At 58.6% G+C, this 24839-nt stretch carries 24 protein-coding genes; 10 read left to right on the plus strand and 14 right to left on the minus strand.

All coding sequences use genetic code 11. The features are described from left to right. Positions 1-162 precede the first annotated feature (162 nt). Positions 163-873 (minus strand): phosphonate metabolism transcriptional regulator PhnF, encoded by a 711-nt coding sequence (phnF, locus tag DHN12_RS14810; protein WP_108860909.1) that lies wholly within the window; start codon positions 871-873, stop codon positions 163-165. Between the two features lie 103 nt (positions 874-976). On the opposite strand from phnF, the gene phnG reads away from it, so the two are divergent. The 8 genes from phnG to DHN12_RS14845 are packed head-to-tail and all read left to right on the plus strand — an operon-like array spanning position 977 to position 6282. Then, the gene (gene phnG, locus DHN12_RS14815) at positions 977-1438 is read left to right on the plus strand and encodes a phosphonate C-P lyase system protein PhnG (RefSeq protein WP_058279421.1); all 462 of its coding nucleotides are present in this window, start codon (positions 977-979) and stop codon (positions 1436-1438) included. After that, entirely contained in the window at positions 1435-2010 is a 576-nt protein-coding gene (gene phnH, locus DHN12_RS14820) for a phosphonate C-P lyase system protein PhnH (protein WP_108860910.1), read from the plus strand. The genes phnG and phnH overlap by 4 nt, the downstream gene beginning before the upstream one ends. A gap of 3 nt (positions 2011-2013) precedes the next feature. Continuing rightward, positions 2014-3105, plus strand: coding sequence for a carbon-phosphorus lyase complex subunit PhnI (locus tag DHN12_RS14825; RefSeq protein ID WP_108860911.1), 1092 nt, complete (start codon positions 2014-2016; stop codon positions 3103-3105). Positions 3106-3133: 28 nt separating this feature from the next. Continuing rightward, positions 3134-3406: a hypothetical protein gene (locus tag DHN12_RS24460; protein WP_159090041.1), complete on the plus strand. Its 273-nt coding sequence runs from the start codon at positions 3134-3136 to the stop codon at positions 3404-3406. Continuing rightward, a complete protein-coding gene (locus tag DHN12_RS14830) occupies positions 3403-4263 on the plus strand; it encodes an alpha-D-ribose 1-methylphosphonate 5-phosphate C-P-lyase PhnJ (RefSeq protein WP_108860912.1) in 861 nt (286 codons plus the stop codon). The genes DHN12_RS24460 and DHN12_RS14830 overlap by 4 nt, the downstream gene beginning before the upstream one ends. Further along, the gene (phnK, locus tag DHN12_RS14835; RefSeq protein WP_108860913.1) at positions 4260-5030 is read left to right on the plus strand and encodes a phosphonate C-P lyase system protein PhnK; all 771 of its coding nucleotides are present in this window, start codon (positions 4260-4262) and stop codon (positions 5028-5030) included. The genes DHN12_RS14830 and phnK overlap by 4 nt, the downstream gene beginning before the upstream one ends. Positions 5031-5053: 23 nt before the next feature. Further along, positions 5054-5737 (plus strand): phosphonate C-P lyase system protein PhnL, encoded by a 684-nt coding sequence (gene phnL / locus DHN12_RS14840; protein WP_108860914.1) that lies wholly within the window; start codon positions 5054-5056, stop codon positions 5735-5737. Next, complete coding sequence (locus DHN12_RS14845; RefSeq protein WP_108860915.1) at positions 5734-6282, plus strand: AAA family ATPase; 549 nt, start codon at positions 5734-5736, stop codon at positions 6280-6282. The genes phnL and DHN12_RS14845 overlap by 4 nt, the downstream gene beginning before the upstream one ends. Here the strand turns inward: DHN12_RS14845 and DHN12_RS14850 are convergent. Further along, positions 6264-6947: a DUF1045 domain-containing protein gene (locus tag DHN12_RS14850; protein ID WP_108860916.1), complete on the minus strand. Its 684-nt coding sequence runs from the start codon at positions 6945-6947 to the stop codon at positions 6264-6266. The two genes, DHN12_RS14845 and DHN12_RS14850, sit on opposite strands and share 19 nt — an antisense overlap. 52 nt (positions 6948-6999) lie before the next feature. Between DHN12_RS14850 and DHN12_RS14855 the strand changes: the two genes are divergently transcribed. Beyond that, positions 7000-8139, plus strand: a complete 1140-nt coding sequence (locus DHN12_RS14855) for an alpha-D-ribose 1-methylphosphonate 5-triphosphate diphosphatase (protein ID WP_108860917.1) — start codon at positions 7000-7002, stop codon at positions 8137-8139. Here the strand turns inward: DHN12_RS14855 and DHN12_RS14860 are convergent, their stop codons facing one another. From DHN12_RS14860 to DHN12_RS14890, 7 genes are read right to left on the minus strand one after another with little or no spacing between them, the layout of a single operon-like run. Then, on the minus strand, positions 8140-8616 hold the full coding sequence (locus DHN12_RS14860; RefSeq protein ID WP_108860918.1) for a class I SAM-dependent methyltransferase: 477 nt from the start codon (positions 8614-8616) through the stop codon (positions 8140-8142). It abuts the gene before it with no gap. Positions 8617-8630: 14 nt separating this feature from the next. After that, a complete protein-coding gene (locus DHN12_RS14865; RefSeq protein WP_108860919.1) occupies positions 8631-9386 on the minus strand; it encodes a polysaccharide deacetylase family protein in 756 nt (251 codons plus the stop codon). Continuing rightward, positions 9383-10525 carry a glycosyltransferase family protein gene (locus DHN12_RS14870; RefSeq protein WP_108860920.1) on the minus strand — a complete coding sequence of 381 codons (1143 nt, stop codon included), beginning with the start codon at positions 10523-10525 and terminating at the stop codon, positions 9383-9385. Before DHN12_RS14870 ends, DHN12_RS14865 begins: the two co-directional genes overlap by 4 nt. Continuing rightward, a complete protein-coding gene (locus DHN12_RS14875) occupies positions 10522-11106 on the minus strand; it encodes a histidine phosphatase family protein (RefSeq protein WP_108860921.1) in 585 nt (194 codons plus the stop codon). The genes DHN12_RS14870 and DHN12_RS14875 overlap by 4 nt, the downstream gene beginning before the upstream one ends. Continuing rightward, positions 11103-12179, minus strand: a complete 1077-nt coding sequence (locus DHN12_RS14880; protein WP_108860922.1) for a glycosyltransferase family 4 protein — start codon at positions 12177-12179, stop codon at positions 11103-11105. The genes DHN12_RS14875 and DHN12_RS14880 overlap by 4 nt, the downstream gene beginning before the upstream one ends. Continuing rightward, positions 12179-13426, minus strand: coding sequence for a glycosyltransferase family 4 protein (locus tag DHN12_RS14885; RefSeq protein WP_108860923.1), 1248 nt, complete (start codon positions 13424-13426; stop codon positions 12179-12181). The genes DHN12_RS14880 and DHN12_RS14885 overlap by 1 nt, the downstream gene beginning before the upstream one ends. Further along, the gene (locus tag DHN12_RS14890) at positions 13423-14637 is read right to left on the minus strand and encodes a glycosyltransferase family protein (protein WP_108861039.1); all 1215 of its coding nucleotides are present in this window, start codon (positions 14635-14637) and stop codon (positions 13423-13425) included. The genes DHN12_RS14885 and DHN12_RS14890 overlap by 4 nt, the downstream gene beginning before the upstream one ends. A gap of 357 nt (positions 14638-14994) precedes the next feature. On the opposite strand from DHN12_RS14890, the gene DHN12_RS14895 reads away from it, so the two are divergent. Beyond that, positions 14995-17370 (plus strand): mechanosensitive ion channel domain-containing protein, encoded by a 2376-nt coding sequence (locus DHN12_RS14895; protein ID WP_108860924.1) that lies wholly within the window; start codon positions 14995-14997, stop codon positions 17368-17370. Between the two features lie 88 nt (positions 17371-17458). On the opposite strand, the gene DHN12_RS14900 is transcribed toward DHN12_RS14895, so the two are convergent. Genes DHN12_RS14900 through DHN12_RS14920 form a run of 5 tightly spaced genes read right to left on the minus strand, consistent with a single transcriptional unit; the run spans position 17459 to position 24680 of the window. Further along, positions 17459-18814: a CoA transferase gene (locus tag DHN12_RS14900; protein WP_108860925.1), complete on the minus strand. Its 1356-nt coding sequence runs from the start codon at positions 18812-18814 to the stop codon at positions 17459-17461. Further along, a complete protein-coding gene (locus DHN12_RS14905; protein ID WP_058279438.1) occupies positions 18811-19965 on the minus strand; it encodes an ABC transporter permease in 1155 nt (384 codons plus the stop codon). The genes DHN12_RS14900 and DHN12_RS14905 overlap by 4 nt, the downstream gene beginning before the upstream one ends. Continuing rightward, the gene (locus DHN12_RS14910) at positions 19962-20990 is read right to left on the minus strand and encodes an ABC transporter permease (RefSeq protein ID WP_108860926.1); all 1029 of its coding nucleotides are present in this window, start codon (positions 20988-20990) and stop codon (positions 19962-19964) included. Before DHN12_RS14910 ends, DHN12_RS14905 begins: the two co-directional genes overlap by 4 nt. A gap of 14 nt (positions 20991-21004) precedes the next feature. Continuing rightward, a complete protein-coding gene (locus tag DHN12_RS14915; protein WP_108860927.1) occupies positions 21005-22915 on the minus strand; it encodes an ABC transporter substrate-binding protein in 1911 nt (636 codons plus the stop codon). Continuing rightward, positions 22908-24680 carry an ABC transporter ATP-binding protein gene (locus DHN12_RS14920; RefSeq protein WP_108860928.1) on the minus strand — a complete coding sequence of 591 codons (1773 nt, stop codon included), beginning with the start codon at positions 24678-24680 and terminating at the stop codon, positions 22908-22910. The genes DHN12_RS14915 and DHN12_RS14920 overlap by 8 nt, the downstream gene beginning before the upstream one ends. Between the last annotated feature and the right edge of the window lie 159 nt (positions 24681-24839).

Consider the following 24839-nt stretch of genomic DNA (forward strand, 5'->3'; position numbering starts at 1 on the left):
GTGCCAGCATAATCTGGAACCCAGCATGAACTGACGCGCTAACCGTCACGACAACGCCTTCGCCGAACGCATTATGGACCTGTCCTTGGGGAACGGGGCCAATGACCAACGGGATGAGACTTCAGTCAGGAGGTTGAAGACGGGCGGGAGGGTCGTTACGGCCTAGTCCTCGTTCAGGGTCAGGGTGACCCGATCTCCGGCAAATACGGTTCGCCCGAATTCAACCGGCAGACCATTGGGATCTGCGTTTATGCCGACGGAATACAGAACTGGCGCACCTTCTGTCAGTCGCAGGTGCAGGGCCTGTGTTGCCGTCGCCGCGCGCGCATTCAGGCGCGTTGAGATGCGGGTGTAATCCTTAACACCGCAGCGCTGCAAAGCCTTCGTTACAGATTCTGTCTCGGATAGCGCCTCAAGAATGCCGGGCAAGCGGTCCGCGGGAAAGACACTTTGGAACAGCCCGATCGGCTGCCCATCCGCCAGAGACAGTCCGTCATATACGTGTACCTGATCGCCTGAAGCGATCTCTAGGGCCTCTGCTTCTGTTTCATCTGCGGCGCGTGTTGTGATCGCTAGTATCTTTTTGCCGGGGATCTTGCCGCTGGCCGAGATGCTCTTGTGGTATCGGACGCGCTTGCCGATGGCATAATCGGTCGGACGGGCCGCGACAAAGACACCGGCGCCGCGACGGGCATGCACCAGACCTTGATCCGCCAGATCCGACAATGCGCGCCGCACCGTGTGGCGGTTGACCCCGTGTTTTGCCGCCAATTGTGCCTCGGTCGGCAGGCGGTCGCCAGTGTTGTACCGACCTTCCGCAATGTCGGATGTCAGGTTCAGGGCGATGCTTTTCCAGACAGGTGTTTTTCTCATGTCATCAAATCTTCACAAGGTTGCGGATTGCCAGCTACAGCAGCGGGATGTAGTATTTGTCTAGTTGTATAGATCACGTAGACAACCCGGCCAAGAGGCTTTGATGACAGATCAAACATATAATTCTAAGGCAACGCGACAGGACTGGATGGGCCTGCTGGCGCGTGCGCCCGAAAGCGCGCTGATGCCCCTTTGGGACAAGTACGAAGTACGCCCGAATTTTGAATGGCTGCGCAGCCCCGAAGTGGGCGGCGTCATGGTGCGCGGGCGCACTGGTGGCACTGGCGCTCGGTTCAACATTGGCGAAATGACCGTCACGCGGTGTTCTCTGGTGCTGCAGGATGGAACGGTTGGGCATGGATACGTGCAGGGCCGGTCCAAGTCCAAGGCCCAAGCGGCCGCATTGATTGATGCTTTGATGCAGACCTCGGCTGCGGGTGCAGTTCATGACCAAGTGATCGCGCCGCTCGAGGGTCAGATACAGTCCGCCAGAACAGATCGCGCCTCCAAAGCCGCAGCGACGAAGGTTGAGTTTTTCACCATGGTAAGGGGAGAGGACACATGACGGCGCAGACCCAATTTTCCGGGGGTTTTCAGAATGCACCTGTCCAGGCCGCGCATGCATTCCGCGCCGCCATGACCGTAATGGCCCAGCCCGGAGAAATCCGTGACCTGAGGGGTGCGCAACCGCCAAAGCCCCTATCGATCGCAGCAGGAACCTTGCTGCTGACTTTGTGTGACCCCGAGACAAAGGTCCATCTGGCGGGCGAGTTCAACACCGATGGGGTGCGCGAGTGGCTGACCTTTCACACAGGTGCGCCCATTTCACAGGCTGCTGTAGCAGATTTCGCCGTAGGGAGTTGGGCTGAGCTCAGCCCACTGGGATCATTTCGTATCGGTACCGCAGAATACCCAGATCGCTCGGCCACCTTGATTGTTGAATGTGACGCGCTGCAACAAGCAGGTGCTATTCTAAGTGGTCCGGGGATCAAAGACACTGCGCGGCTATCCTTGCCGGATGCCCCGGCATTGCAGGCCAACGCGGCTTTGTACCCGCTTGGATGTGACTTCTTTTTTACCTGCGGCGACCGGGTGGCGGCCCTGCCTCGCAGTACCCAAATCAGTGTGGAGGCCTAGGCAATGTATGTTGCAGTCAAGGGTGGCGAGACGGCCATCGAAAACGCACATGCCTGGTTGGCGGAAGAAAGACGCGGCGCAACCGACATTGACGAACTGAGCATCGCCCAAATCCGGGAACAGCTGGGTCTGGCGGTCAATCGGGTGATGGCCGAGGGGTCTTTGTACGACCCCGATTTGGCGGCCCTGGCCATCAAGCAGTCGCGCGGCGATTTGATCGAGGCGATCTTTCTGATCCGAGCCTACCGAACGACATTGCCGCGATTTGGCTATTCGAAACCGGTTAAGACTGATGAGATGGCGTGTGATCGCCGGATTTCGGCCACGTTCAAGGATGCGCCGGGCGGGCAGGTGCTGGGGCCAACCTTTGATTACACACACCGCTTGCTGGACTTCAAACTGGCCGCAGAAGGTGAGGTTCCGGCTGCGCCTACGGCGCAACCCCGCACCGAGGCGACGCCGCATATCACTGAGTTCCTGAAGGGCGAGGACATCATTCAGGATGAACCCGCCAGTGACACCACCCCGGGTGATCTGACGCGCGAACCGATGGAGTTTCCGTCGAACCGCCCCCTGCGTCTGCAATCCCTGACCCGCGGGGATGAGGGGTTTGTACTGGGCATGGCCTATTCAACGCAACGCGGTTACGCCCGTAACCACGCATTCGTCGGTGAGTTGCGGATCGGTAAGGTCGCAGTGGAAATGGACATCCCGGAACTGGGTTTCGCCATCGACATCGGCGAAATCGAATTGACCGAATGCGAGACGGTGAACCAGTTCAAAGGTTCCAAGACGGAACCCCCGCAATTCACCCGTGGCTATGGTTTGGTGTTTGGTCAGTCTGAACGGAAATCCATCGCGATGGCTTTGGTGGATCGCGCCCTGCGTTGGGAAGAGTTGGGCGAAGACAATCTGGGCGCACCCGCGCAGGACGAGGAATTCGTGCTCAGCCACGCGGACAACATTCAGGCGACGGGTTTCCTCGAGCATATCAAGCTGCCGCACTACGTGGATTTCCAGTCCGAGCTGGAACTGGTTCGCAAACTACGACGCGAAGCCGAAGAACGGATGCAGCCGAAAGAAGCTGCGGAATGAAGGTCGAGCCAAAGGAAAGGGGGCATCAATGAACTGGATAGCGCCCGCATATGCGCGGCGGCAAGCCAAGCTGGGGATTTTACCAACCTGCCTTATTGGCGTCGCAGGTTTCTACCGGGTGGCGAGTCCGTGCGCGCGCCAACCGAACTCCATTCGCCATTTGGATCCCGCTTTTGCGCACGACGTCGTCGCTTCGCATGACGAGAGTGAAAGAAAAGATACACCAATAGCGCCAATAACAATGCGCCCAACAGAAATACGTCCACAAAAACACCAAAAACAAAGTGATACATCAAAATGAATGAGTATAACTTCGCATATTTGGACGAACAAACCAAGCGAATGATCCGGCGCGCCATTCTAAAAGCTCTGGCTGTGCCCGGTTATCAGGTGCCATTCGCCAGCCGTGAAATGCCGATGCCATATGGCTGGGGCACCGGTGGAGTGCAGGTTTCAGCCGCTACATTAACACCCGAAGACACGTTTAAAGTGATCGATCAGGGCGCCGATGACACCACCAATGCTGTGTCGATCCGCAAGTTTTTTGAGAACACGGCAGGCGTGAAAACGACCGAGGAAACCGAAAAGGCCACGGTCATCCAGACCCGCCACCGCACCCCCGAGGCGAAGCTGCGCAAGGACCAGATCATCGTTTATCAGGTGCCGATCCCGGAACCTCTGCGCTTTCTGGAACCGCGTGAGACCGAGACCCGCAAGATGCACAGCCTCGAAGAATATGGGCTGATGCATGTGAAGCTGTACGAGGACATCAGCCAGCACGGGGCGATTTCGACCGCATATGCCTATCCGGTGAAAGTGTCGGACCGCTATGTGATGGACCCGTCGCCGATCCCGAAATTCGACAACCCAAAGCTTGAGATGGACGCGATCCAGCTGTTTGGTGCGGGACGGGAACAGCGAATTTACGCAGTTCCGCCGCATACCAAGGTCGTCAGTCTGGATTTCGAGGATTACCCGTTTGAGGCCACCAAGGCCGATCACCCATGCGATCTTTGTGGGGCAGAGGATAGCTATCTCGACGAAGTGATCATGGATGATGCAGGCAACCGGATGTTCGTCTGTTCCGACACCGATTATTGCCGGTCTCGCCGCGAGGCGGGCCATGTTGGCCGATTGGCCGAGGAGAATGCGGCATGACCCCCCTGTTGCAGGTCAAAGGCATCGAAAAGCGTTATGGCGCGCGGATCGGGTGCTCGGATGTGAGTTTTGATCTCTTCCCCGGTGAGGTGATGGGGATTGTGGGTGAAAGCGGATCGGGCAAGTCGACGCTGTTGAATTGCATGGCCGGTCATCTGGAACCCGATGCGGGGCAGGTGATTTTTGGCACGCGCGCTGATGGTCCAGTGGATACGGTCACCATGTCCGAACCGGAACGTCGGATGCTGAGCCGTACGGACTGGGCCTTTGTACATCAGCATGCGCGAGACGGCCTGCGGATGTCGGTCAGTGCTGGCGGCAATATTGGTGAGCGTCTGATGGCGGTAGGAGATCGCCACTATGGCGCCATCCGGGACCGCGCGATCGACTGGTTGGGCCGGGTTGAGATTGAGGAATCTCGTGTGGATGACCGTCCGTCGGCCTTTTCTGGCGGGATGCAGCAGCGATTGCAGATCGCCCGCAATCTAGTCACGGGGCCGCGCCTGGTGTTCATGGATGAACCAACGGGCGGGCTGGATGTTTCCGTTCAGGCGCGTCTGCTGGATCTGCTGCGCGGTTTGGTGCGTGAGATGGGGTTGAGCGCGATCATCGTCACCCATGACCTCGCCGTCGTGCGCCTGCTGGCGGATCGACTGATGGTGATGAAAAGCGGTCATGTGGTCGAGGCCGGGTTGACCGATCAGGTTCTCGACGATCCGCAACATGCCTACACGCAGTTGCTCGTGTCCAGCGTTCTGCAGGTTTGAGTATTTGGAAAAGATGAAGTGCTATGATTGAGCTTATCAATGTCAGCAAAAGCTTTACCCTTCATAATCAGGGTAGTGCCGTAATTCCGGTGATGCAGGGTGCATCGCTGAAGGCCGCCGCAGGTGAATGCGTCGCCCTGACCGGGGCCTCGGGGGCAGGGAAATCAACGCTGATGCGGGTGATATATGGGAATTACCTGGCCGCATCAGGCCAGGTTTTTGTCGGTGATCTGGACGTCGCCAAGGCCGAACCGCGCGAAATTCTGGCGCTACGGCGCGAGACGCTCGGCTATGTCAGTCAGTTCCTACGTGTGGTCCCCAGAGTGCCGACGCTTGAGGTGGTGGCCGAGCCGCTGTTGGCCGTTGGGTGCGACAAGCAAGCGGCGCTGGATAAGGCGACGGGGTTGTTGGGGCGGTTGAACATTCCCGAAAGACTGTGGAGCCTGAGCCCGACCACTTTTTCGGGTGGTGAGCAGCAGCGGGTGAACATCGCACGTGGATTTGCGCACGATTACCCTGCGATGCTGTTGGACGAACCGACTGCCTCACTGGATGCGCAAAATCGCGAAACGGTGCTGTCTTTGATCGAAGAGGCCAAAGCGCGCGGCGCGGCGATTGTTGGCATCTTCCATGATATCGAAGCGCGCAGCCGGGTCTGTGATCGTGAGATCAACGTGTCCGAATTCACTCCGGGAATGGCGGCATGAGCTTTGCGCCGGTCATAGCCTTTGTTGGTCCGTCAGGTGTCGGCAAAGACAGCGTCATGGAGGCGTTGGTCACGCAGTCGTCGGGTATCAGACGGGTTCGCCGGGTGATTACTCGTCCCGAGGGCGAAGAAGGTGAAGATTTTGATCGGGCGTCGATTGAAGTCTTCGAGAAGATGGTGCTGGACGGAGCCTTTGCGTTGCACTGGAGCGCGCACGGGCTGCACTATGGCATTCCGATTGAAATCGATGACCAACGGCAATCGGCGAATGCGCTGTTGGTCAATCTGTCCCGTTCGGTTCTGTTGAACGCGCAAGCGGTTTTTGGCGACCTGATCGTGATTTCGCTGACAGCGGACCCTGAGGTGCTGGCGCAACGCCTCTCTGTACGCGGGCGGGAAAGCGCCTCTGATCAGGCGCGTCGTATGGGACGCGCTAGCATGCCTTTGCCCGACGGGCTGAACCGTGTGATCGAAGTTGATAATTCCGGGCCGCTGGAAGTCACGATTGATGCGATCCTTGCCGGGCTTCAACCGGAAAGGGCGTAGCGATGGATCAGATGAAACCTCCCATCTTCGGCTTCGCCCATAAGCGCCAAATCCCTGATCTGACAGGGGGCGGGCAGCAGGGGCACCAGATGGTCCTCCAATGCGGCCTGAACGGTTTTCAGCGTGGGTTTGTCCAGTTTTCTGCTGAGGGTGATGTGAAAGCGGAACGTGTCCATCACGTAAGGATAACCCCAACGCAGCAAGTTGGCGTCCTGTTCCGGCGTCAGGCCCGAGGCACGTCGGCGGTCCAGTTCCGCGGCGGACGTCGGGGCGCGAAAGCCGTCAAGTTCGCGGACGCAAGCCGCCGCCAGCGCGTTCAGCGCGTCGGTATCGCCCAAGGGCCGCAGGGCCAGAAAACGACCCAGCCGGGCGATTTCGAACCCGTCCAGCGTGACGGGCGGTTGTGTTCCGGCCAACCGATTGCAGGCATCTTGCAAGTCGGTCAGAGATTGCCCCTTGTTCAGGCGAAACGGCGGCTTCAACGTCGCGTGCAGCCCATATTTTCGCGGAACATCGGTCGCGGCTGCGACCTCCACGCCATCAATGACAGGATGCGCAACTTCAGTTCCGGTTTCCATGTCCCAGCCCAACCATTGGATCGCAAAGCTTGTCCATTCGGCCTGAGCCGGTGGCGCAAAATAGATCGCGTATCGCGTGAATGTCACATTGGCCTCCTATGCGTGGCCTTCCCAATAGCTCAAACCTTGTGAAGTTCAGATGACAGAAGAAATGATACTTGCCAATGCCACGCTAGTTCTTCCCGATGAGACGGTTGCGGGCAGCATTCGGATTGTAGGAGATGCGATTGCTGAGGTCGCGACCGGCGCAACTGTTCCCGCTGGTGCAATTGACTGCGATGGCGATTATGTCTGCCCCGGTCTGGTCGAACTGCACACCGATAATCTTGAGCGTCACATTCAGCCGCGGCCCAAGGTCGACTGGCCTCATGCCGCTGCTATTCTGGCCCATGATGCCGAACTGGCCAGTACCGGGATCACGACCGTTTTCGACGCGATGCGGATAGGCTCGATCCCATCCGGGCAACGCTATGTCAAATACGCGCGCGGTCTGTCGCGTGAGTTGTGGCAGTTGCGGGAACAGGATGCATTGAAGATCAGCCATTTTCTGCATTTGCGGGCCGAGGTCTGCTCGGAAACACTGGCCGAAGAATTAAACGAATTTGGGCCCGAAGACCGTGTTGGTCTGGTCTCACTCATGGACCACACGCCCGGACAACGGCAGTTCCGCGATTTGTCGAAACTGGAAGCTTATCTGAAAGGCAAACTGGGGCTTGAGGGAGATGGATTTCTGCAACACGTGGCCGACCTTAAAGCGATGCGCGACCGCTATGGTGATCTGCACGAAGTTGAGACGGTAAAGGCGGCCAAACGGTTTGGTGCGATGCTGGCCAGCCATGATGACACGACGGACGAACAGGTGCGCGTATCGGCCGGTCACGGGATCACCCTTGCGGAGTTCCCGACCACGGTCGAAGCCGCGCGATCCTGCCAAGACCACGGTATCAAGGTGATGATGGGCGCACCCAACGTGATCCGGGGCGGGTCGCATTCCGGCAATGTCGCTGCGCATGAATTGGCGCAACTGGGTCATCTCGACATACTGTCCTCGGACTATGTGCCATCCGCATTGTTGCTGTCTGCTGTGAAACTGGGCGAGATGTGGGGTGATTTTGCCCGTGGTCTGAAAACCGTGACAAAGACACCGGCAGAGGTCGTTGGACTGGATGATCGTGGTGAGTTGCGGGCGGGTGCGCGGGCGGACGTCATCCGGTTCCGGATGCGCGAAGGCACCCCTGCGTTGAATGGCGTTTGGTCGCGCGGACGGCGCGTGGCCTGATCAGGCCCTGTAGAACAAGTAGCGGTCCGGCGCGATGGTGTCAGGGCCGCTGATCTGCTGAAAGCCGACAAGCGGTTGGCCCGAGATCAACAACCCGCCGGGCAACATCACCTTTGCGATAAAGGGGCTGAGACGCGCCGCTTCGGCGACATCGTCTTCCTTGACACCCCGCCCGAAATCGTAGTGACCGAAAGCGATCCTGGGTCCAGCTTCTGCCAGCTTCTGCAGCATCGGCTCGGCCTCACCCTGCAAAAAATCCTCTGCTGGCGGTGTGCTGGACGGATGGCACTGAAGCACGCGGTCCATGACCCAGATCCTCCGATCCGGCAGAATTTCCCGCAAGTGATCATAAGTGCGCCCGTTTCCAAGGCCCATATCCAGCACGTCGCCCGCAGTGTCTGAGATCTGATCGACCGCCCAATTCAAACCGTCACGTTGTGCGGTCAGGCGGCGCAGCATGGAATCCAGTCGGCTCATTCAGATCTCCGTTTTCAGTCGGCTTGGGGGGCGGACCAGACAAAGCCCGGCCCGTTCAGCAGCCGGTTCAGCAGGTCGTGGGTAAAGGCCCAGATGTCCTCATCATGAACCAGATGGTGGGTCAAGATACCAAAGGGCTCGGTGTTGTCTGCGCGACCCTCGCGGCGATCTTGCAGCAGCTGAGTGGTTTTGGCGATCAACGTGTCCGGATCGGCTAATCCGCGTGATCCGCGCCAGTCGATTGGATCCAGATGCGTGTTGATCTGGGCCAATCCGGGCGCCGCCTGCGGGCTGGACCGTGGCGTGGCGGTCGATAAGATGCGATACCCCGCGGCGGGCAATTCCTGAACTACCTCTGGCGCGATGCGGTTCCAGGGCGGCACGAACATCGGGCACAATTGGTCCGCAAACAGGGCGCGCAACCGCGATATCCCCATGCGGGCGTCCTGAGTGATATCGTCCATGGGCCGGTGCAGGCGGAATTCGGATTTCTTTTCATCCGGTGGTGCGTGGTTCTGATGGGCCCATCCGTGCACGACCGGGATTAGGATTGGATGGGCAGTTACATATTCGATCAGCACGTCTTGGATATCACGGGGGATGATGGCCAGATGAACGGGCACCCCAAGGAGGTCTGACATCGTGGACAACCGGTCGAGTTGCGGCGTTGTGGAAACCGCGTCATCGTCACGCCACCACAAAGGCAGCGCCAGTCCTTGTTGACGCCAGATATCCAGTTCATCCGTCAAGCTGCGCCAGTCAACACTCATCTGCGGCGCTCCAAAAGTCCCTTGGCGATGCTTACCGATTGCGCTGCGCCATCGAACCCCTGATCTGAGACCGGACGACGTTCCGATGAAATCACACGGCCCACGGCCTCGGCCAACAGATCTCCGTTCAAATCTTTGCTTGGGATGACATCAATGGCGGGCATTTCCGCAAGGGTGCGGGCGCGCAGGCTCTGTTCGACCTCATTGCCATCATCAAATGGGATAAACACGGCAGGGGTTCCTGCCTGCAGAATATCCAATGCTGTATTGTAGCCACACATGCTGACCGAAGCCGCCGCGTGGTGCAGCATCTGGCGAAAATCGGGCCGCACCGGTTCCAAAGTGACAGGGGCACCCTCCAAATGCTTCCGCAATTCTGTAATGCGCGCCTTTGCGTCTTGCCCGCCGACCAACAGGCGCCAGCGCCTGTTCGGCATCTTTCCGGCGGCCTCGATGGTCGCGCGAAATATCGGTTGCCCAACCGAACCGCCGCCTGCGCTGACAAGCACTTCGCCTTTGCCGGTTGCGTCCTTGTGCGGTGTTGGGGCCAGTGGAGCCACGAAACCCGTGTAAAACAGGCGGCCCTCCAGCTGCTCAGACACAGGCCAGCTGACGTTCAACGGCACAACGCTCTGGTCCGAATGGACAAGGATGCCGTCGTAGTATTTTGCGATGATCTCATCCGCTCGCTCTGCCTTTGAGGGTTTCGAGGGCGGTGCCAGAATGTCACGGATCGATCCCAGAATTACCGGGCGCGGGCGTATTTCACGAGCGGTCTCAAGCGCGGCTGAAAATTCACCTGCCAGAGACCGGCGGCCAAACGGATAAAGCTCGGTGATCAGAACATCCGGTGCAAAGCTGCGAGTTGCTTCAACCAGAGCAGTCTTGCGCGCCGCGAAGTACCCCTCATCCGCCACCGTTCCGGCTTGTGTCAAAAGACGGGTGAAATCAGTACCATCCGAGCGCAAAGGGGGCAGTCCCAACAACGTCATTCCGGTCGTGGCCAATTGAGGAGCAGGCATCCCACCAGAGACCACGAAGGTATCATGCCCATCCGCGACAAAGGCCCGGCCCAGCGTCAACGCGCGGCTCAGGTGCCCGGTGCCCAACAGGTGGGTGACAACAATCATGACCTTCATTCGCAGGGGCCTTGTTGCAGCAGTCGAACCGGTTCGGGTTGCGGCTGAAAGCCATCCAGATCAATGACATAAAGTCGGTTGCGCTTGATCTTGAACGGGGCAGTGCCGTCAAAGTTCCATCCCCAGGCCGAGGCGAGAATGACGCGCATGATCCCAATGTGACACACGGCGACAGTGTCACCTTGCAAACCGCCCAGCCAGGGTTGCAATCGCGCCCGCACTTCCGCCGGACTTTCGCCGTTCGGCGGGCAATAGTCCCAGCCCCAATCCTCGATATGGCGATATCCGCTATCTGCGTCTGCAATCAGGTCAACGCCGCGCTTGCCTTCCCAATCGCCCCAGTTCATCTCGGTCAGGGCTTCGGACACCTTAGGCTCTCGCCCCGCGACCAATGCGGCGGTTTCGCTGGCGCGCTGCAGGGGGCTGGACCAGAGCGCTGCCTTGTTCCACGACTCGGGCAATTCATATCCGGCCAGTTCGGTGCGCGCGTCATCGTCCAGCGGAATGTCACTGCGGCCCTGAATACGGCCAGCGCGGTTCCAATGGGTGTGGCCGTGGCGTAAAAGAGCAAGTTGGCTCATGCAGTGCCTCCGATCAAAGGCCGCGCAGCCTGCCAGAACCGTTCGGTTGCTGCGGGCATAAGGTGGCGGTTGGACACGTATCCCCGGGCTATCGTACCAAGCGAACGACGCAGGGCAGGGTCGCCAATCAGCGTCTGTAGCCTGGTGGCAAGCGCTTCGGGTCCTGCTTCGACCTCGGGGTAGTTGGCCGGCGCCAGAACATCGCGGACACCGGGCCTGTTCTGCGCAACAACCGGAACTCCGCTTGCCTGCGCTTCAAGGTAAATCATGCCATATGCCTCATTCACGCCGGGCCACACTAAGATGGACGCATTTGCGTATATGTTTTGCAAGGCGTCACGATCCAGTTGCCCAAGAAACCGGACCTTAGAGCCAAACGGTGTCATAAGGTCTTCGATCTCAGCCCGCGCAGGTCCATCCCCTGCAATATCCAAAGCCCAATCCCCGTTCAAATGCGACAGGGCCTGCGCCAGCAGCTGGTACGACGCCAGTTTGTCGCCGTGCCGCATCATTCCCACCGCCAGCATCTGCCCGTCACAAGAGGAAGCGGGCGGCAGGTTCGAGATTGGCAAAAAGGGCGGCAATTCGACCAGACGCTGATCCTTGAACTTTTCACGTTCCAGCGTGATCAGATCGTTGGCCGTGTGGTAAAAAATGACGTTCGCCGCGTCGCAGGCATCATGTGCGGCTTGCGCAAAGCCGGACCATGGGCCGCGTAACCTGCTGGTCGCACGGGTACTTTCCAATTGCACATAGGGGATGCCCCGAGCGGCGCACACTTTAGGGCCCAGCAGATCGGGGGCCTTGTAGTAGTTGTGATACGTCACCCACAAATCCGTGTCGTGGGTCATGTCCGCGATCAGTCGCCGGGCTTCGGCATCGGCGTCAGAGCAGAGACGTTGTTGAACCGCCGGATCGCCCGTTTTGTCGTAAATGCGCAAGTCCGATACGAGATCGACCTCATCGCCCTGCGCCCCGATCGCCCTGATCAGATTGCGCGCCATTTCCCTGTCACCCGATGGCACCGGGCTGTCCGGAGATTTCATCGGTGAGAAAAAGGCGACGCGGGCCATCAGTCTTTGCCCGCGCCCAATGCGCTGAGCCGTTTGGACAACAGGGCAATGCCGGGGTCCATGCTGAACTCGGCAATCAGGCGGGAATAGGCAGCGTTGGCCATGGATGCAGTACGCTCAGGAGCGGCGGCCATTTCGGTGATCGCGCTGGCAATTGCGGACGGGTTGTCGTCGGACAAAACGCCATGCGTCCCGGTTTCTATGAATTCCGGAATGGCGGAAACCGGTGTCGACAGGATCGGCAACAGCTGCGACGCAGCCTCCATCAGAACATTTGGCAACCCGTCGCGATCTCCGTCAGCCGCGATCCGGCTGGGCAACACGAACAGATCAGAGCTGCGCATTGCCTCGATCACTTCGGGCTGGTCACAGGCCCCCTTCCAGGTGATCCGGTCCGCGATACCTTGGGCCTCAGCCCGTTCGCGCAGAGCATCACCAAGCGTACCGCCGCCAATATGTGTCCAGTGCCAGTCCAGCGAATTGGGTAGCATGGCGAACGCATCGATCAGGCGATCAAAGCCCTTTTTCTCGACCAGACGACCGACTGAGAGCATGTGAAACCGCCCATCCGGTGCCCGAGCTGCGCGGGTCGGTGGGTCGGGAAAACGGTTCAGGTCCAAGCCATGATAGATCAGATCGACCCGCGCCGGATCATCGGCCAAACTGCGCAAGTGTTCGGCCCCGATGGCAGTACAGGTTGCGCCAAAAGCGGCCCCATGCGTGCTGGCCTGCAGTTTCTCGGCTTTCTCCCAGTCGGGTGACGTCCAGATGTCCTTGGCGTGTGCCGAAAAGCTCCAGGGCAGGCCGCGCATGATGGCGGCATAGCGTGCGACTGACGACGGTGTATGCATGAAATGCGCATACATCACCTGCGTTTCCTCGGGCAACTCAGCGGCCAGAACACAGGCCTGCCCGAACCGACGGATGCGGTTATGCGTGGGGTCACGACGCAGGTCAGAACGCCAGACCCTGTAGGCTTCGGCATAGCCGGGCAGGGTCTGCGCGAGGTGGCGCGCGGCCCAGACGCGATCAGGTTCTTCGTACAGGTACTCGGGCAGGTAGTGCACCTGTCCCTTAAACCGGTCATGCAGCGGGTGGCGTTTGATGTCGGTCGGGTGGCGCAGGGACCAGATGTCAAAGCTGTGGCCCGCGTCCTGCAAGGCGACCAGTTCCTGTGCGATAAACGTCTCGGAAAGGCGCGGCCATCCTTTGACCAGCACCGCGAGCTTGGGTTTTCCTGAAGTCATCCGGTGGCTCGTTCCCGTTCCCCACCAAGCAGCGCATCTACGCGGCTTGTGACATAGTCCAGACCATCCAGCAGGCCGTCGCGGATTGCCTGAGAAGGCAAGGGCTGATCGGGCAGATTGCGAATGGCCTCAATCATCGCGTCCGCAGTCAACCCGTCACGGTTTTCGTCCAGCATTCTGACAAGACCCAGACCCTCGGCGCGTGAGGCGCGGATCCACTGTTCCAGCCGCGGTGTCGTGCGCGGAACGATGACGGCGCGTTTGTCGAACGAGAGCACCTCGCAGAACGTATTGTAGCCGCCCATGCAGACCACACCTGCAGCGCCGGCAAACAGCGTTTCGATCTGCGATTCAAAGCCAACAGCCGTGACCCGACCTTTCAGCGCAGCAACGCGGGTTTCGAAATCGTCTCGCAACTCGCCCGACAGGAAGGGGCCGTAGACAAGGACAGCGCGCGGTGACAGGTTGGGGTCTTTTTCATAGGCGCACAAAACCTGGTTCACCATGGCTTTGCCGTCGCCGCCGCCACCCGGCGTAATCAGGATGTAGGGCTGTTCCGGCGGATCGCCTATCGGCCCAAGATCGCGGCGCAAATAACCAGTCCAATGGATACGCGACTGCGCGGCAGCGCTGAGCGGCAGGCCCTCGGTCGGATCATAGATCGAGCGCAGCCCGTACACCCAGATTTCGTCGTAGAACCTTTCGGTCGCCGCAATGGCTTCTTTCCGCTCCCACTCGGCGGCCAGCACTTCGGGTTCATCCAAAACGTCACGCAAGCCCAGGACCATTTTGGTGCGGCGGGACCGCAGCAAATTTTCCAAGGTGGGCAACAGCTCGCTGCGGAAACCGGTCGGTTCCTTGTCGACGATAAGAACGTCGGGATCGAATTGCTGAACCGCCGTCTGGATCAGACCCGCACGCAGCTCGGTCACTTCCTCGATGCCCATGCCAATCGTTTGGGATGCATAAGACCCATCGGCGCGTTTAGTCACACCCGGCAAACGCACGTGATCCACGCGGCGCGGAAAGGTGAACCGCCCGGCCACGGGTGACCCGGTCAGGATCAGCGCCGATGCCGATGGGTCGGCCTGCGTCATCGCACCAGCCAGTGCACGGGATCGGCGCAGGTGACCCAACCCGAACGTATCGTGGCTGTAGAACAAGATGCGCGGCGCACGGCCGGTTGTATCGTTTTGTCTTCCTAGGCTCATGCCTTTGCCCAATTCAGTGTTCTGGTGCAACTCCGCGCACTTGCACCCGTATGGTATATATTTTTTTCAGCCTCGTGCAAAATCACTGATCCCACCAGTCGTTACCGGCTTGTATCGATTTTAGCCGCGGGTTTCGCATCTGCGCCCTGTTCTACATCAAATTTCCTGCCCACCCGTCATGATGACAGCGTCTGGTTGGTCATATTCAGTTTTTTCCGGGTTGCAAACACTTCTGTTCATAGCATGGTGCGGGGAACACGGCTTGATACGATGTTGAGGCTGCGGGGGTTGAATATTTGAACCCTTCACCGGGCTTCGATAACCTGTGTTACGAATGGCGAATTGGAAAAATATCCGATGACACGAACATTGCTGGCTGGATTAACGTTTGTAATCTGGTCCCTTACTCTGGCGCTGGTCACCGGTGCAGTTGCGCAGACCTCTCTGATACCGGGGTATCCCTCAGCCGGGGGCAGCAACTCGGACACAGCCAGTGAAAGCGATCTGGCTACGGCGATCCGCTCTGCGACCGAAGCGGGGGCCAGTGTGATCGTCATCGACAGCGCCGGGCAAATCGTGTCTTCCGGCCAGAAAAACAGTGTCACTCCCGAGATTGCGCCCGGGGATCCGATGGGCGACGGATCGCAGCTTATGAAAGCGCAGGAGCGGTTTTCGAGATTTCGTGACTCGATGAATTCACGGCTTCAGGCGCTGCCTTATTCGATCTTCGAGGTGCAATACATCCTGCGTCAGACCAGCCCGGATGGCCGAATACAGACCTATGTCGAGGTCCTGTTCTGGAACGTTCTCTTCCTTTTGATCGGACGATGGTTGTCGATTGAAATCTACGGCAAGCGTATCGCAAAGCGAATCGTCGTCGCGCGATCCAAGGAAGATCCACAAGGCTATCGCGAGAAGATGCCGTTTTTGGTGTTCCGGTTCCTTATGGGGATAGGCGCCACGATTTTTGCGATGGTGATGGCGCTTATCGTCGGTTTCGTGTTTTTCGGCGAAGCTGAGGACATCTCGATCCAGTTCACGGTCACAGCAATTTTTACCGCCTTCTTCCTGTCGCGTACCGTGTCTGATCTGTGGCGCATGGTTCTATCCCCGTATCTAAGCCAATATCGCTTGCCGCCTTTCTCGGATCGTGACGCAAAACGCCTGTATATCTGGGCTTCGGCGCTGGCGACCTACGACATTACCGTCGTGCTTTTTGCCACTTGGGTAGCTGATTTTGGGTTGAACTATAACGTCTACGCCTTGGTCTATGGCGGCCTGACGATGTTTGGCGCGATCGGCAATGTCCTGATGATCCTGTTCAATGCCCGCGCCATCTCAAACGCTATTCGCGGCGGGCGGTCACCGGATCAGGTGTCGTGGATTCTGCGCCTAATCTCGTTTGCATGGGCGCCGGTGCTGATCCTGTACATGGTGTTCAGCTGGTTCAAACTGGCCGTCGACCTGGTGCTGGAAAATCAAAACTCGATCCCAATCGTGGCCAGCAGCTACGCCATCTTCATGTCGGTCGTGGTTGCCTACGGGGCCATGAACTATCTTCTGGAACGGTATTTCAATCGCAACAGCCAGCTGGACGCGATGAATGCCGATGGTGATGAGGCGGATGCCGAGGTTGAAGCGATCGAAACGCCGCAGGCCGAGATGCGCAAGCACTCGATCCTGACCTACGAAGATCTGGCGCGGCGGGTTGCCGGTATTCTGGCTTTTGTTGTCGGTCTATATGCGCTGGTGGTCATCTGGAATCCGGATGCCAGCTGGAGCGAGGACCTGCCGATCGAGCGGGCGCTGGATGTGATGGTGATCCTCTTCATGGGCTATATCCTGTTCCATTTTTTCCGCATCGGGATCGACTCGAAGATCGCGCAGGAGATTGACGACGGCGGTGGTGAGGCTGAGCTGGGCGATGAAGGCGGAGAAGGTGGGCAAAGCCGCCTAGCAACATTGTTGCCTTTGTTCCGCGGGGCCATTCTGGCCGTAGTTGTTGTGACCATAGCGCTGATTGCCCTGATGGAATTGGGTATCAATGTTAGTCCGCTATTCGCGGGTGCTGGTGTCGTGGGTCTGGCCGTGGGCTTTGGATCGCAGACATTGGTCCGCGATATCTTTTCGGGGGCGTTCTTCCTTATGGATGACGCGTTCCGCAAGGGTGAATACATCGACATCGGTGACGTGAAGGGAACGGTCGAAAAGATCTCGGTCCGGTCGTTCCAACTGCGTCACCATCTCGGCGCACTGAACACCATCCCCTTTGGTGAGATCAAGGTTCTGACCAACTATTCCCGCGACTGGGTGATCATGAAACTGCCGTTGCGGGTGACGTATGACACCGATGTCGAGAAGGTGCGCAAGCTGATCAAAAAGTTGGGTCAAGAGTTGTTGAGCGACCCGGTGATTGGCGACAACTTTATCCAACCGCTGAAGTCGCAGGGCGTGATCGAAATGCAGGACTCTGCGATGATCATTCGGGTCAAGTTCATGACCAAGCCGGGCGATCAATGGCTGGTGCGCAAGAAAGTCTATCAGGACATCCGGGAATTGTTCGCCCGCGAAGGCATCAAGTTCGCACACCGTGAGGTCACTGTGCGCCTGGCCGAGGGCAAGGACCCCGAGGATTTGACACCCAAGCAGCGCGAAGCTGTGACGGGTGCGGTGCAGGCGGCGATTGACGAGGATTATCTGGACGATATCGGTCCGGGTGGGGACGATCGCTGAGGGGGTCTCCCGCCCCTTTGGGTGACGCCTCTGGCAAGACGAGACCCAAAGCGTTGGGCCGGGCCGCGCGTTCCGCGCGGCGGTTGGCTCAGGTGATGGCCGTGGCCCAGACCGGAGCCGACGTGCCTAGTTTAGGTGCAGGCTTGTTCCAGAACATCTTGGCGTCGCCAACAGTCAGAGCAGGTTTCAGGCGGTGACCGGAGCCCCAGCCAGAGTCTTCGAGAGCTTGGCTGTAGTCTGACGGGTTGGCACCGGTAATGACCTCTTTCGTGTCGGACTTGCCGAGAATGGCCAACAACTCGGCCGTGCGTGCGAGAGAGAGCTGACCCAGCATGATAGCGTTCCCCGAGGCAGCCTCAGCCAAGGCGGATAGCACAGCGGCGGCCATCAGATAGCCGGTTGCATGATCCAGCGCCTGAACCGGCAATGGTGTTGGTTTATCCGCATTTGCCCAGTCACGGCCTGCATCCGCTATACCCGCGCTCATCTGAACGAGGCTGTCGAACCCGCGCCGCCCGGCCCATGGGCCTTGCCAGCCATAAGCGTCTAATGTGACTTCGACCCGGTTTGGGGCCAATTCATCGCGCTTGGCCCTGGTCAGGCCGAGCGCATCCAAAGCACCGGGGCGATACCCGTGGACGAACACATCGGCCTGTGACAGCAACTCTTGCAGCTTTTCCAAACCTGAGGGCGATTTCAGATCGAGGTAAGTGCAGGATTTACCCAAAGAGATGTCGGGTATGACACCGGGCTCGTCCCAATCGGGCGGGTCGACACGCAGAACCTCAGCACCAAAACCGGCGAGGGTTCGCGTTGAAACCGGCCCAGCCAGCACGCGCGTCAGGTCGAGGACGCGCAACCCTGCCAAAGGGCGCTGTGCCGTGGCTTGGGATCGATCTCGCAGTTTGATCTGTCGCGGGCTGTGCCAACCGATCAGTGGATCGCGGGACACGGCCCGACCTTGCGGATGCTCTAACCACACTGCCCGGCTGCGCATGGCTGCGGAAACGCCACCCTGGGCCACGATTGCCGATTCCAGCTCGCTGGCGGACCATCGCCGGACCGCTTGAGAGACCGCGTCCCGATCTGTTTTGACCTCAAGAACCTTAAGTGCCGACGCTCGGTGGCGGGGCAGGTTGGTGTGCAGCCTGATCCAGCCATCCGCAGTCTGGTAGTCGCCTGCTATCGCATCCCAGAGACTAGGCATCTCCCAACCATTGGGCTTGAAGGAGTATTGATACCAAAGCGAGGCCAACCGGTGATCCACAGACACGTCCGGCGCGCTGGGCGACAGGTTCAGCGCCGTCGTCAGACGTGCCAGTTCCTGACCCACCGCGCCAAAAGTTGCCGTCGCCAGTTCAGATACCGCATAGACACTGGACCAAGCCCCGGTGCCCGTTTTGCTGTATCCGTCGGTTGCAGGAAGGGCTGAAATCAAACTCATTGCTGGTATGGATCCAGACTGTCACGCAGCCCGTCACCCAGGAAATTGAAGGCCAGCACGATAACGATAATCGGCAGCATCGGGATTGCCGTCCAGGGATAGATCTCGATCGAGGCCAGGTTTTGCGCGTCGTTCAGCATTACACCCCAGCTGACGGCCGGGGCCCGCAAGCCAAGGCCCAGGAAGCTGAGCGCGGTTTCCCCGAGGATCATGGCCGGTATCGACAACGTGGCCGAGGCGATCAGGTGAGACATGAAGTTCGGCAGCAGGTGCTTGCGGATGACACGACCTGAGCTTGCGCCCATCATCTCGGCGGCGCGGACGTATTCTTCTTCCCTGAGGGACAGGAATTTCGCGCGCACTGACCGTGCGAGGCCGGGCCAATCGAGAATCCCGAGGATGATCGAGATGATGAAGAAAACAGCAACCGGGCTCCAGTTTGAAGGCACCGCCGCCGATAGGGCAAGCCAGAGCGGCAGTTCAGGTAGCGAGCGCAAGACCTCGATCACGCGGTTGATGACCCAATCGATCTTGCCGCCGAAATACCCGGCGATTGATCCAAAAAAGATGCCAAGGGTGAACGATACCGAAATGCCGATCAGGCCGACAGTCAGCGACAGCTGCGCTCCATATAGAATGCGGCTGAACACATCGCGGCCCAGACGATCGGATCCCCAAAGGAACAGCGTTGCGCCCTCTGGCGCGCAGAACAGGTGGGTGTCTGATTTCACAAGACCTGCAAGCCTGTACTCGGTCCCCTCGCAGAAAAAGCGGATCGGGCGAGGGTCTTCCGTGTCGGGCACAAACTTCCACTGAAAGGTCTCAAGATCAGCTTCGGCCACGATCGGATAGACATACGGGCCAATGAAGGAGCCATCGTGGAACCAATTGATGCTTTGTGGTGGGGCGTAAAGGTGTTCGCCGTTTCGTTCATTCGGGCCATAGGGGGCGATGAATCCAGCGAAGGGCAGCATCAGGTAGCAGAACAGCAGGAAGACGCCTGAAATCAAACCCAGCTTATGGGTTTTGAACTTGCGCCAGACCAGAACCCAGTTGGGTGCGTCCAGATCTGCGCGCTCTAACTGTTGCAGGGCGGCATCTGCGTCGAAAGGTGCATCGTCGACAAAGCGACCGTCGGTGTGTTTGGTCACGCTTCACGCCCCTCGTACCGAATGCGCGGGTCCAACATGACCAGCAAGATATCAGAGATCATGGTGCCGATCAGGGTCAGCAAGGCCACAAACATCAGAATGAAGGCAGACAGAAATTGGTCTTGGGTTTTGAGTGCGGTCAGCAAGGTCGGGCCAATGGTTTGCAGACCAAGCACGACTGAGACCAGTACCGACCCGGATACCATCGACGGCAGCAAGTTCCCGATATCTGCAACAAATGGGTTGAACGCCACGCGCAGCGGGTACTTTGTCAGCATTCGCGATGGTGCCATACCCTTGGCAATGGCCGTTTCCACATAAGGTTTGCCCAGTTCATCCAGCATGTTCGCACGCAGGCGCTGCATCATGGCAGAGGCGCCAGATGTGCCAATGACGAAAGTCGGTACGATTAGGTGGACAAGAATGGACTTCAGCTTTTCCCAGCTCATCGGCTGACCTTCGAAGGATGGGTCCATCAGGCCGCCGATGGGCAGGTTGAAGTAGCGGTGCCCGTAATAGAACAGGATCAGTGCCAGCAAGAAGTTGGGCGTCGCCAAACCAAGATAGCCAACAAAGGCCGACGTATAGTCAATCCAGGTTCGCGATTTTGCTGCGGCGAGGACGCCCAGCGGCAGGGCAACGGCATAAACGAACAGGATAGCGGCCAGATTGACCACAACGGTTAGCCATAGGGTATCGCCAACGATCTCGGCCACGGGGCGGTCGAATTCAAAAGACCAGCCGTAATTGCCCTGAAGAAGACCCTCAAACCCGTGCGGTCCGGGCCAGAAGCCCATCCAGACCAGGTACTGTTCCCATATGGGGCGATCCAGAGCATATTCCGCGCGCAGGAATTCAGCCTTGGCAACCCCGGCGGATTGGCCCGAGGCCTGCAATTCCGCGATCTGATTGCTCAGATAATCGCCGGGGGGCAGGTTGATGATCACGAAGATCAGAACCGACACCACCAGCAAAGTCAGCAGCATCGTGAAAAAGCGATACACCGCATAGCGCAGCATTACCATTTAGCTGCTCCTGATTAATCGGCGAAAAAGAATTCGTCGGGGCGGTGAATGCCAAAATGTGCGCCGGGCTCCCATGCCCACATGCCCTGCTCGGGCACGTTGCGCAGACGGTTGGACACTACGATAGGTTGCGGCGCGCCGTTCAGAATTCCGATGGCAAAAAGCTGGTCAGCGTGGATTTTCAACATCTCGGTCCAGACTGCCTTGCGCTCTTCGTCGGTGGTGGCAACCTCCCAATCATGGGCCAGTTGCATCAGACGCTCGGCTTCGGGCATGTCAGGCGCTTCACCAACATCGCCGCTGGTCTGATAAAATTGTCCCCATTTGGGCCAGGCCAGAAACACCTGATCCGTAGGGGCCAAATATGCGGGGGATGTGTGCGCCTGCGGGATACCGTCATCCCAGCCAAACCATACCGAGGCCATGGTGTTGCCTGAAAATACGCGGTTGCGCAGAATGTCCCGGTCCAACGGGCGCATGATCAGGTCCACACCGATTTCGCGCCACGTATCCGTGACGATCTGAAGCGCGTTCTCAACCTCTTGCCGTTCTCCTGCGGTTTCGATGATCAGTTCCATCGGGCGGCCATCCGGCAGCAGGCGAATGCCGTTTTTATCGCGTTCGGCCAGGCCAGCTTCGTCCAGGAGGGCGTTGGCCATCTCAACGTCATACTGCGCCCAGGCTTTTGCGTTTTTCTCGTCATAGAACGGAGACGCGGGTAAAACGGACATCGCACCGGGATGGGCCAGCTTGAAATAGAGCGCTTGATTGATGGTTTTGCGGTCGATGGCCAGGGACAGCGCCCGCCGAACACGAACATCGCGCAGAACGTCGCGCCAAACTTCATCCGAGTAGTTCAGGTTCGGGTAGATCGCGATTTGCGATGCGACACCGGTCTTCCACAGCAAGGTTTTGTAGTCTCCGCCGGCTTCGCCCTTTTTCAGGATAGATGCATCGCGAAACGCCAGACCGCGCCCCTGCAGATCAGTTTCGCCAGCATTGGTCTTGGCCGCGACCAAGCCAGCAGCGACGATTTCCATCTCGACGACGTCGATATAGGGCAACTGAACGCCGTTGGAATCGATGCGGTGATAATATGGGTTGCGAACGAAATTGTGGCGGATCTTTTTGCCCGAACTTGCATTCAGCCAAGGCTGCAGCGTCGGGAGTTCGTGGTTGTCGAACTTGTAGAGGTTGTCCAGCTTGTTGTGCAGCGCCGCCCAGCTTTTGACCCGTGCGTCTTCGACCTGAAAGGCGAGGTCTTCAGCATCTGCGAATTTCTCGTGATACTGTTTGAGGAATTCAGACGGCCGGTAGATGAATGGCGGGCGCGCTTGGGCCAGCGATTGCAGAAAATCAGGATTTGGGTTTTCCCACTCAAAGACAATAGTTGTCTCATCCGGGAAGGTCACGGTTGGCGTTTTACCTTCAACAATCAGGAAGTCAGGTGGGCCAGAAGGGCTGAGCATTTCATTGTTGGCAACGTCTTCCCACCAATAACGAAAGTCTTCGGATGTGAACGGCGATCCATCGGACCACTTGTGCCCGTCACGCAGATGCAGTGTGAACTTTCGATTACCTTCGTTTTCATAGGACTCCAGCAGATCAGGGACGATTTCGTAGTTTCCGTCAAACCCAACCAGTCGCGCATAACCGTAGACGACCATCTGGCGGATGTCTTTTGACCGGGTCACCATTGTGCGAAGCGTGCCGCCAGGGGCACCAAACTCGCGGCCTTTGGCTGCCAGATCCACGATTAGAGGTTCGCCTGGCAGGCGCTCTGCGACCGGCGGCAGGTTCCCGGCGCTGACCTCGGCTTTCCAGAATTCGCTTTCTTGAGGGGTCGGTGTTCCTGCCGTGGCGGGCAGGACCAAAGTGGCGACCAACGTGGCAGCCAGAATAAGCGGGCGAGTGGTTTTAAACATGGCATCGTACCTTATGGCCGGGCTCCATCTCTACCAGTGAGGGTATCACGGAGTCCGTAAATCGGAAGGTGTCATCCCAACTGTCTGGTGAACCAGCGCCCAACGCAACCAGTTTAAGGTCGATGGGCCGATTGATGTCGGGTTCTGGTTGGGCGGCAATCAGCGCCTTGGTGTAAGGGTGTCGGGGGTTATAAAACAGCGTCTCGGGCGGGGCCTGTTCGACGACAAGACCCCGGCGCATCACGGCCACTTCGTCGGCAATGCGCGCCACAACCGCAAGGTCGTGAGAGATGAACAGGTAGGACAGGTTCAACCGGTCCTGCAGGTTTTCCAGCAAGGTCAGGATCTGTTCCTGAACCGATACATCCAGTGCCGATGTTGGCTCGTCACAGACAATCAGCTGTGGGTCCAGCATCATCGCCCGCGCAATCGACAGGCGTTGCCGTTGCCCGCCGGAAAAGGCGTGTGGATAGCGTTTGAGCATATCACCATTCAGTCCCACACGCTGCAGCATCTCGACTGCTTTGTCCCGCTGTTCGGCGGTCGAACCAATGGAGTGGATTTCCAAAGGCTCGGTCAGCGCGTCTTGAATGCGCATCCGCGGACTGAGAGAGCTGTACGGGTCCTGAAACACCATCTGCGCCTTTCGTTGAAAGGCCGTGCGCTGAGAGCGGTTCATGTGGTGCACAGTGATCGGGTCTTCGCCCGGAGCGGTACGAAACAGAACCTCGCCACCCGGATCGGGCAGTTCCGCGCCAAGGGCGATCCGAGCGGCCGTTGTTTTGCCCGAGCCACTTTCGCCGACGATTGCCAGTGTTTTGCCGCGGGCCAATTTCAGATCTACACCTCGGCAGGCATGGATCAGCTTGTCCCCCTGCCAGCCCCTGCTGGACCGCATAGTGTAGGTCTTGGACACCCCCTTCATCTGTAGAATGAGGTCATCATCCGGCATAGGCAGCCCGACCGAATCCTCGTCGGGAATTGCAGGGGCCGCGTTGAACAATTGTTGTGTGTAGGGGTGCGCCGGGGCGCTTAGGATCGGGGCGGCTGCCCCTGCCTCCATCACGCGACCCTTGTGCATGACAACGACCTGTTCTGCCATATTGGCAACCACACCAAGATCGTGCGTCACAAGGATCAGGGCCATTCCTGTCTCGCGCTGTAGTTCTTTGATCAGACCAAGCACTTGCGCTTGTGTCGTTACGTCCAGCGCGGTCGTCGGCTCGTCCGCGATCAGCAGTTCTGGCCTGGAAACCATGGCCATCGCAATCATGGCGCGCTGGCGCATGCCGCCCGACAACTCGAACGGGTAAGAATCATAGGCGCGCTGCGGATCAGGAAAGCCCACGCGTTCGAACTGGGTCAGGACCTCTTTGCGGGCCTGCGCCTCGGACGCGCTCCGATGCAGCCACAAGACCTCGCTGACCTGATTGCCGATCTTGTGCAACGGGGACAGCGATCGCATCGGTTCCTGAAAAATCATCGAAATCCGATTGCCGCGAATGTCACGCATCTGTCGCTCGCTGATCTTGGTCAGATCCTCGAAGCCTTTCGAATCGTTCAGGGTAATCGTGCCACTGCGGATTTGCGCGGCACGTGGAAGAATGCGCAATGCCGCCCGGCACGAGATGGTTTTTCCCGACCCGGATTCGCCAACAAGAGCCAATGTCTGCCCGGCCTCGACATCAAAGTTGACACCTTTGACAACTGAGTCGCCCGCACCAAAACCGATGCTGAGGTCTCTGACGGACAACAACGCAGTCATGCGGGTTTTCCACCCGTTCGTCCGTGGTTCGACATCGGCGTATTCAACTCCCTGTGTTTTTTGACTTAGTCTCGCGCGGTTGTGCCTGTGTAGTCAAACCCGTTCTTGGGCCGAATTGTCGCGAAAATGTGAAACTTAGGCCAATTTACCTACACAAAT

The organism is Ruegeria sp. Alg231-54, from assembly GCF_900143525.1.
Lineage (GTDB): Bacteria > Pseudomonadota > Alphaproteobacteria > Rhodobacterales > Rhodobacteraceae > Ruegeria.

What these genes read in the sequence shown, in the direction of transcription:
- DHN12_RS14860 (WP_108860918.1), bottom strand. Translation starts at nt 8,616, where the DNA reads ATGAGCCGACTGGATTCCATGCTGCGCCGCCTGACCGCACAACGTGAC.
- phnF (WP_108860909.1), bottom strand. Translation starts at nt 873, where the DNA reads ATGAGAAAAACACCTGTCTGGAAAAGCATCGCCCTGAACCTGACATCC.
- phnL (WP_108860914.1), top strand. Translation starts at nt 5,054, where the DNA reads ATGATTGAGCTTATCAATGTCAGCAAAAGCTTTACCCTTCATAATCAG.
- DHN12_RS14895 (WP_108860924.1), top strand. Translation starts at nt 14,995, where the DNA reads ATGACACGAACATTGCTGGCTGGATTAACGTTTGTAATCTGGTCCCTT.
- DHN12_RS14845 (WP_108860915.1), top strand. Translation starts at nt 5,734, where the DNA reads ATGAGCTTTGCGCCGGTCATAGCCTTTGTTGGTCCGTCAGGTGTCGGC.
- DHN12_RS24460 (WP_159090041.1), top strand. Translation starts at nt 3,134, where the DNA reads ATGAACTGGATAGCGCCCGCATATGCGCGGCGGCAAGCCAAGCTGGGG.
- DHN12_RS14915 (WP_108860927.1), bottom strand. Translation starts at nt 22,915, where the DNA reads ATGTTTAAAACCACTCGCCCGCTTATTCTGGCTGCCACGTTGGTCGCC.
- phnH (WP_108860910.1), top strand. Translation starts at nt 1,435, where the DNA reads ATGACGGCGCAGACCCAATTTTCCGGGGGTTTTCAGAATGCACCTGTC.
- phnG (WP_058279421.1), top strand. Translation starts at nt 977, where the DNA reads ATGACAGATCAAACATATAATTCTAAGGCAACGCGACAGGACTGGATG.
- DHN12_RS14855 (WP_108860917.1), top strand. Translation starts at nt 7,000, where the DNA reads ATGACAGAAGAAATGATACTTGCCAATGCCACGCTAGTTCTTCCCGAT.
- DHN12_RS14885 (WP_108860923.1), bottom strand. Translation starts at nt 13,426, where the DNA reads ATGACTTCAGGAAAACCCAAGCTCGCGGTGCTGGTCAAAGGATGGCCG.
- DHN12_RS14920 (WP_108860928.1), bottom strand. Translation starts at nt 24,680, where the DNA reads ATGACTGCGTTGTTGTCCGTCAGAGACCTCAGCATCGGTTTTGGTGCG.
- DHN12_RS14870 (WP_108860920.1), bottom strand. Translation starts at nt 10,525, where the DNA reads ATGAAGGTCATGATTGTTGTCACCCACCTGTTGGGCACCGGGCACCTG.
- DHN12_RS14880 (WP_108860922.1), bottom strand. Translation starts at nt 12,179, where the DNA reads ATGGCCCGCGTCGCCTTTTTCTCACCGATGAAATCTCCGGACAGCCCG.
- DHN12_RS14890 (WP_108861039.1), bottom strand. Translation starts at nt 14,637, where the DNA reads ATGAGCCTAGGAAGACAAAACGATACAACCGGCCGTGCGCCGCGCATC.
- DHN12_RS14875 (WP_108860921.1), bottom strand. Translation starts at nt 11,106, where the DNA reads ATGAGCCAACTTGCTCTTTTACGCCACGGCCACACCCATTGGAACCGC.
- DHN12_RS14900 (WP_108860925.1), bottom strand. Translation starts at nt 18,814, where the DNA reads ATGAGTTTGATTTCAGCCCTTCCTGCAACCGACGGATACAGCAAAACG.
- DHN12_RS14865 (WP_108860919.1), bottom strand. Translation starts at nt 9,386, where the DNA reads ATGAGTGTTGACTGGCGCAGCTTGACGGATGAACTGGATATCTGGCGT.
- DHN12_RS14910 (WP_108860926.1), bottom strand. Translation starts at nt 20,990, where the DNA reads ATGGTAATGCTGCGCTATGCGGTGTATCGCTTTTTCACGATGCTGCTG.
- phnK (WP_108860913.1), top strand. Translation starts at nt 4,260, where the DNA reads ATGACCCCCCTGTTGCAGGTCAAAGGCATCGAAAAGCGTTATGGCGCG.
- DHN12_RS14830 (WP_108860912.1), top strand. Translation starts at nt 3,403, where the DNA reads ATGAATGAGTATAACTTCGCATATTTGGACGAACAAACCAAGCGAATG.
- DHN12_RS14825 (WP_108860911.1), top strand. Translation starts at nt 2,014, where the DNA reads ATGTATGTTGCAGTCAAGGGTGGCGAGACGGCCATCGAAAACGCACAT.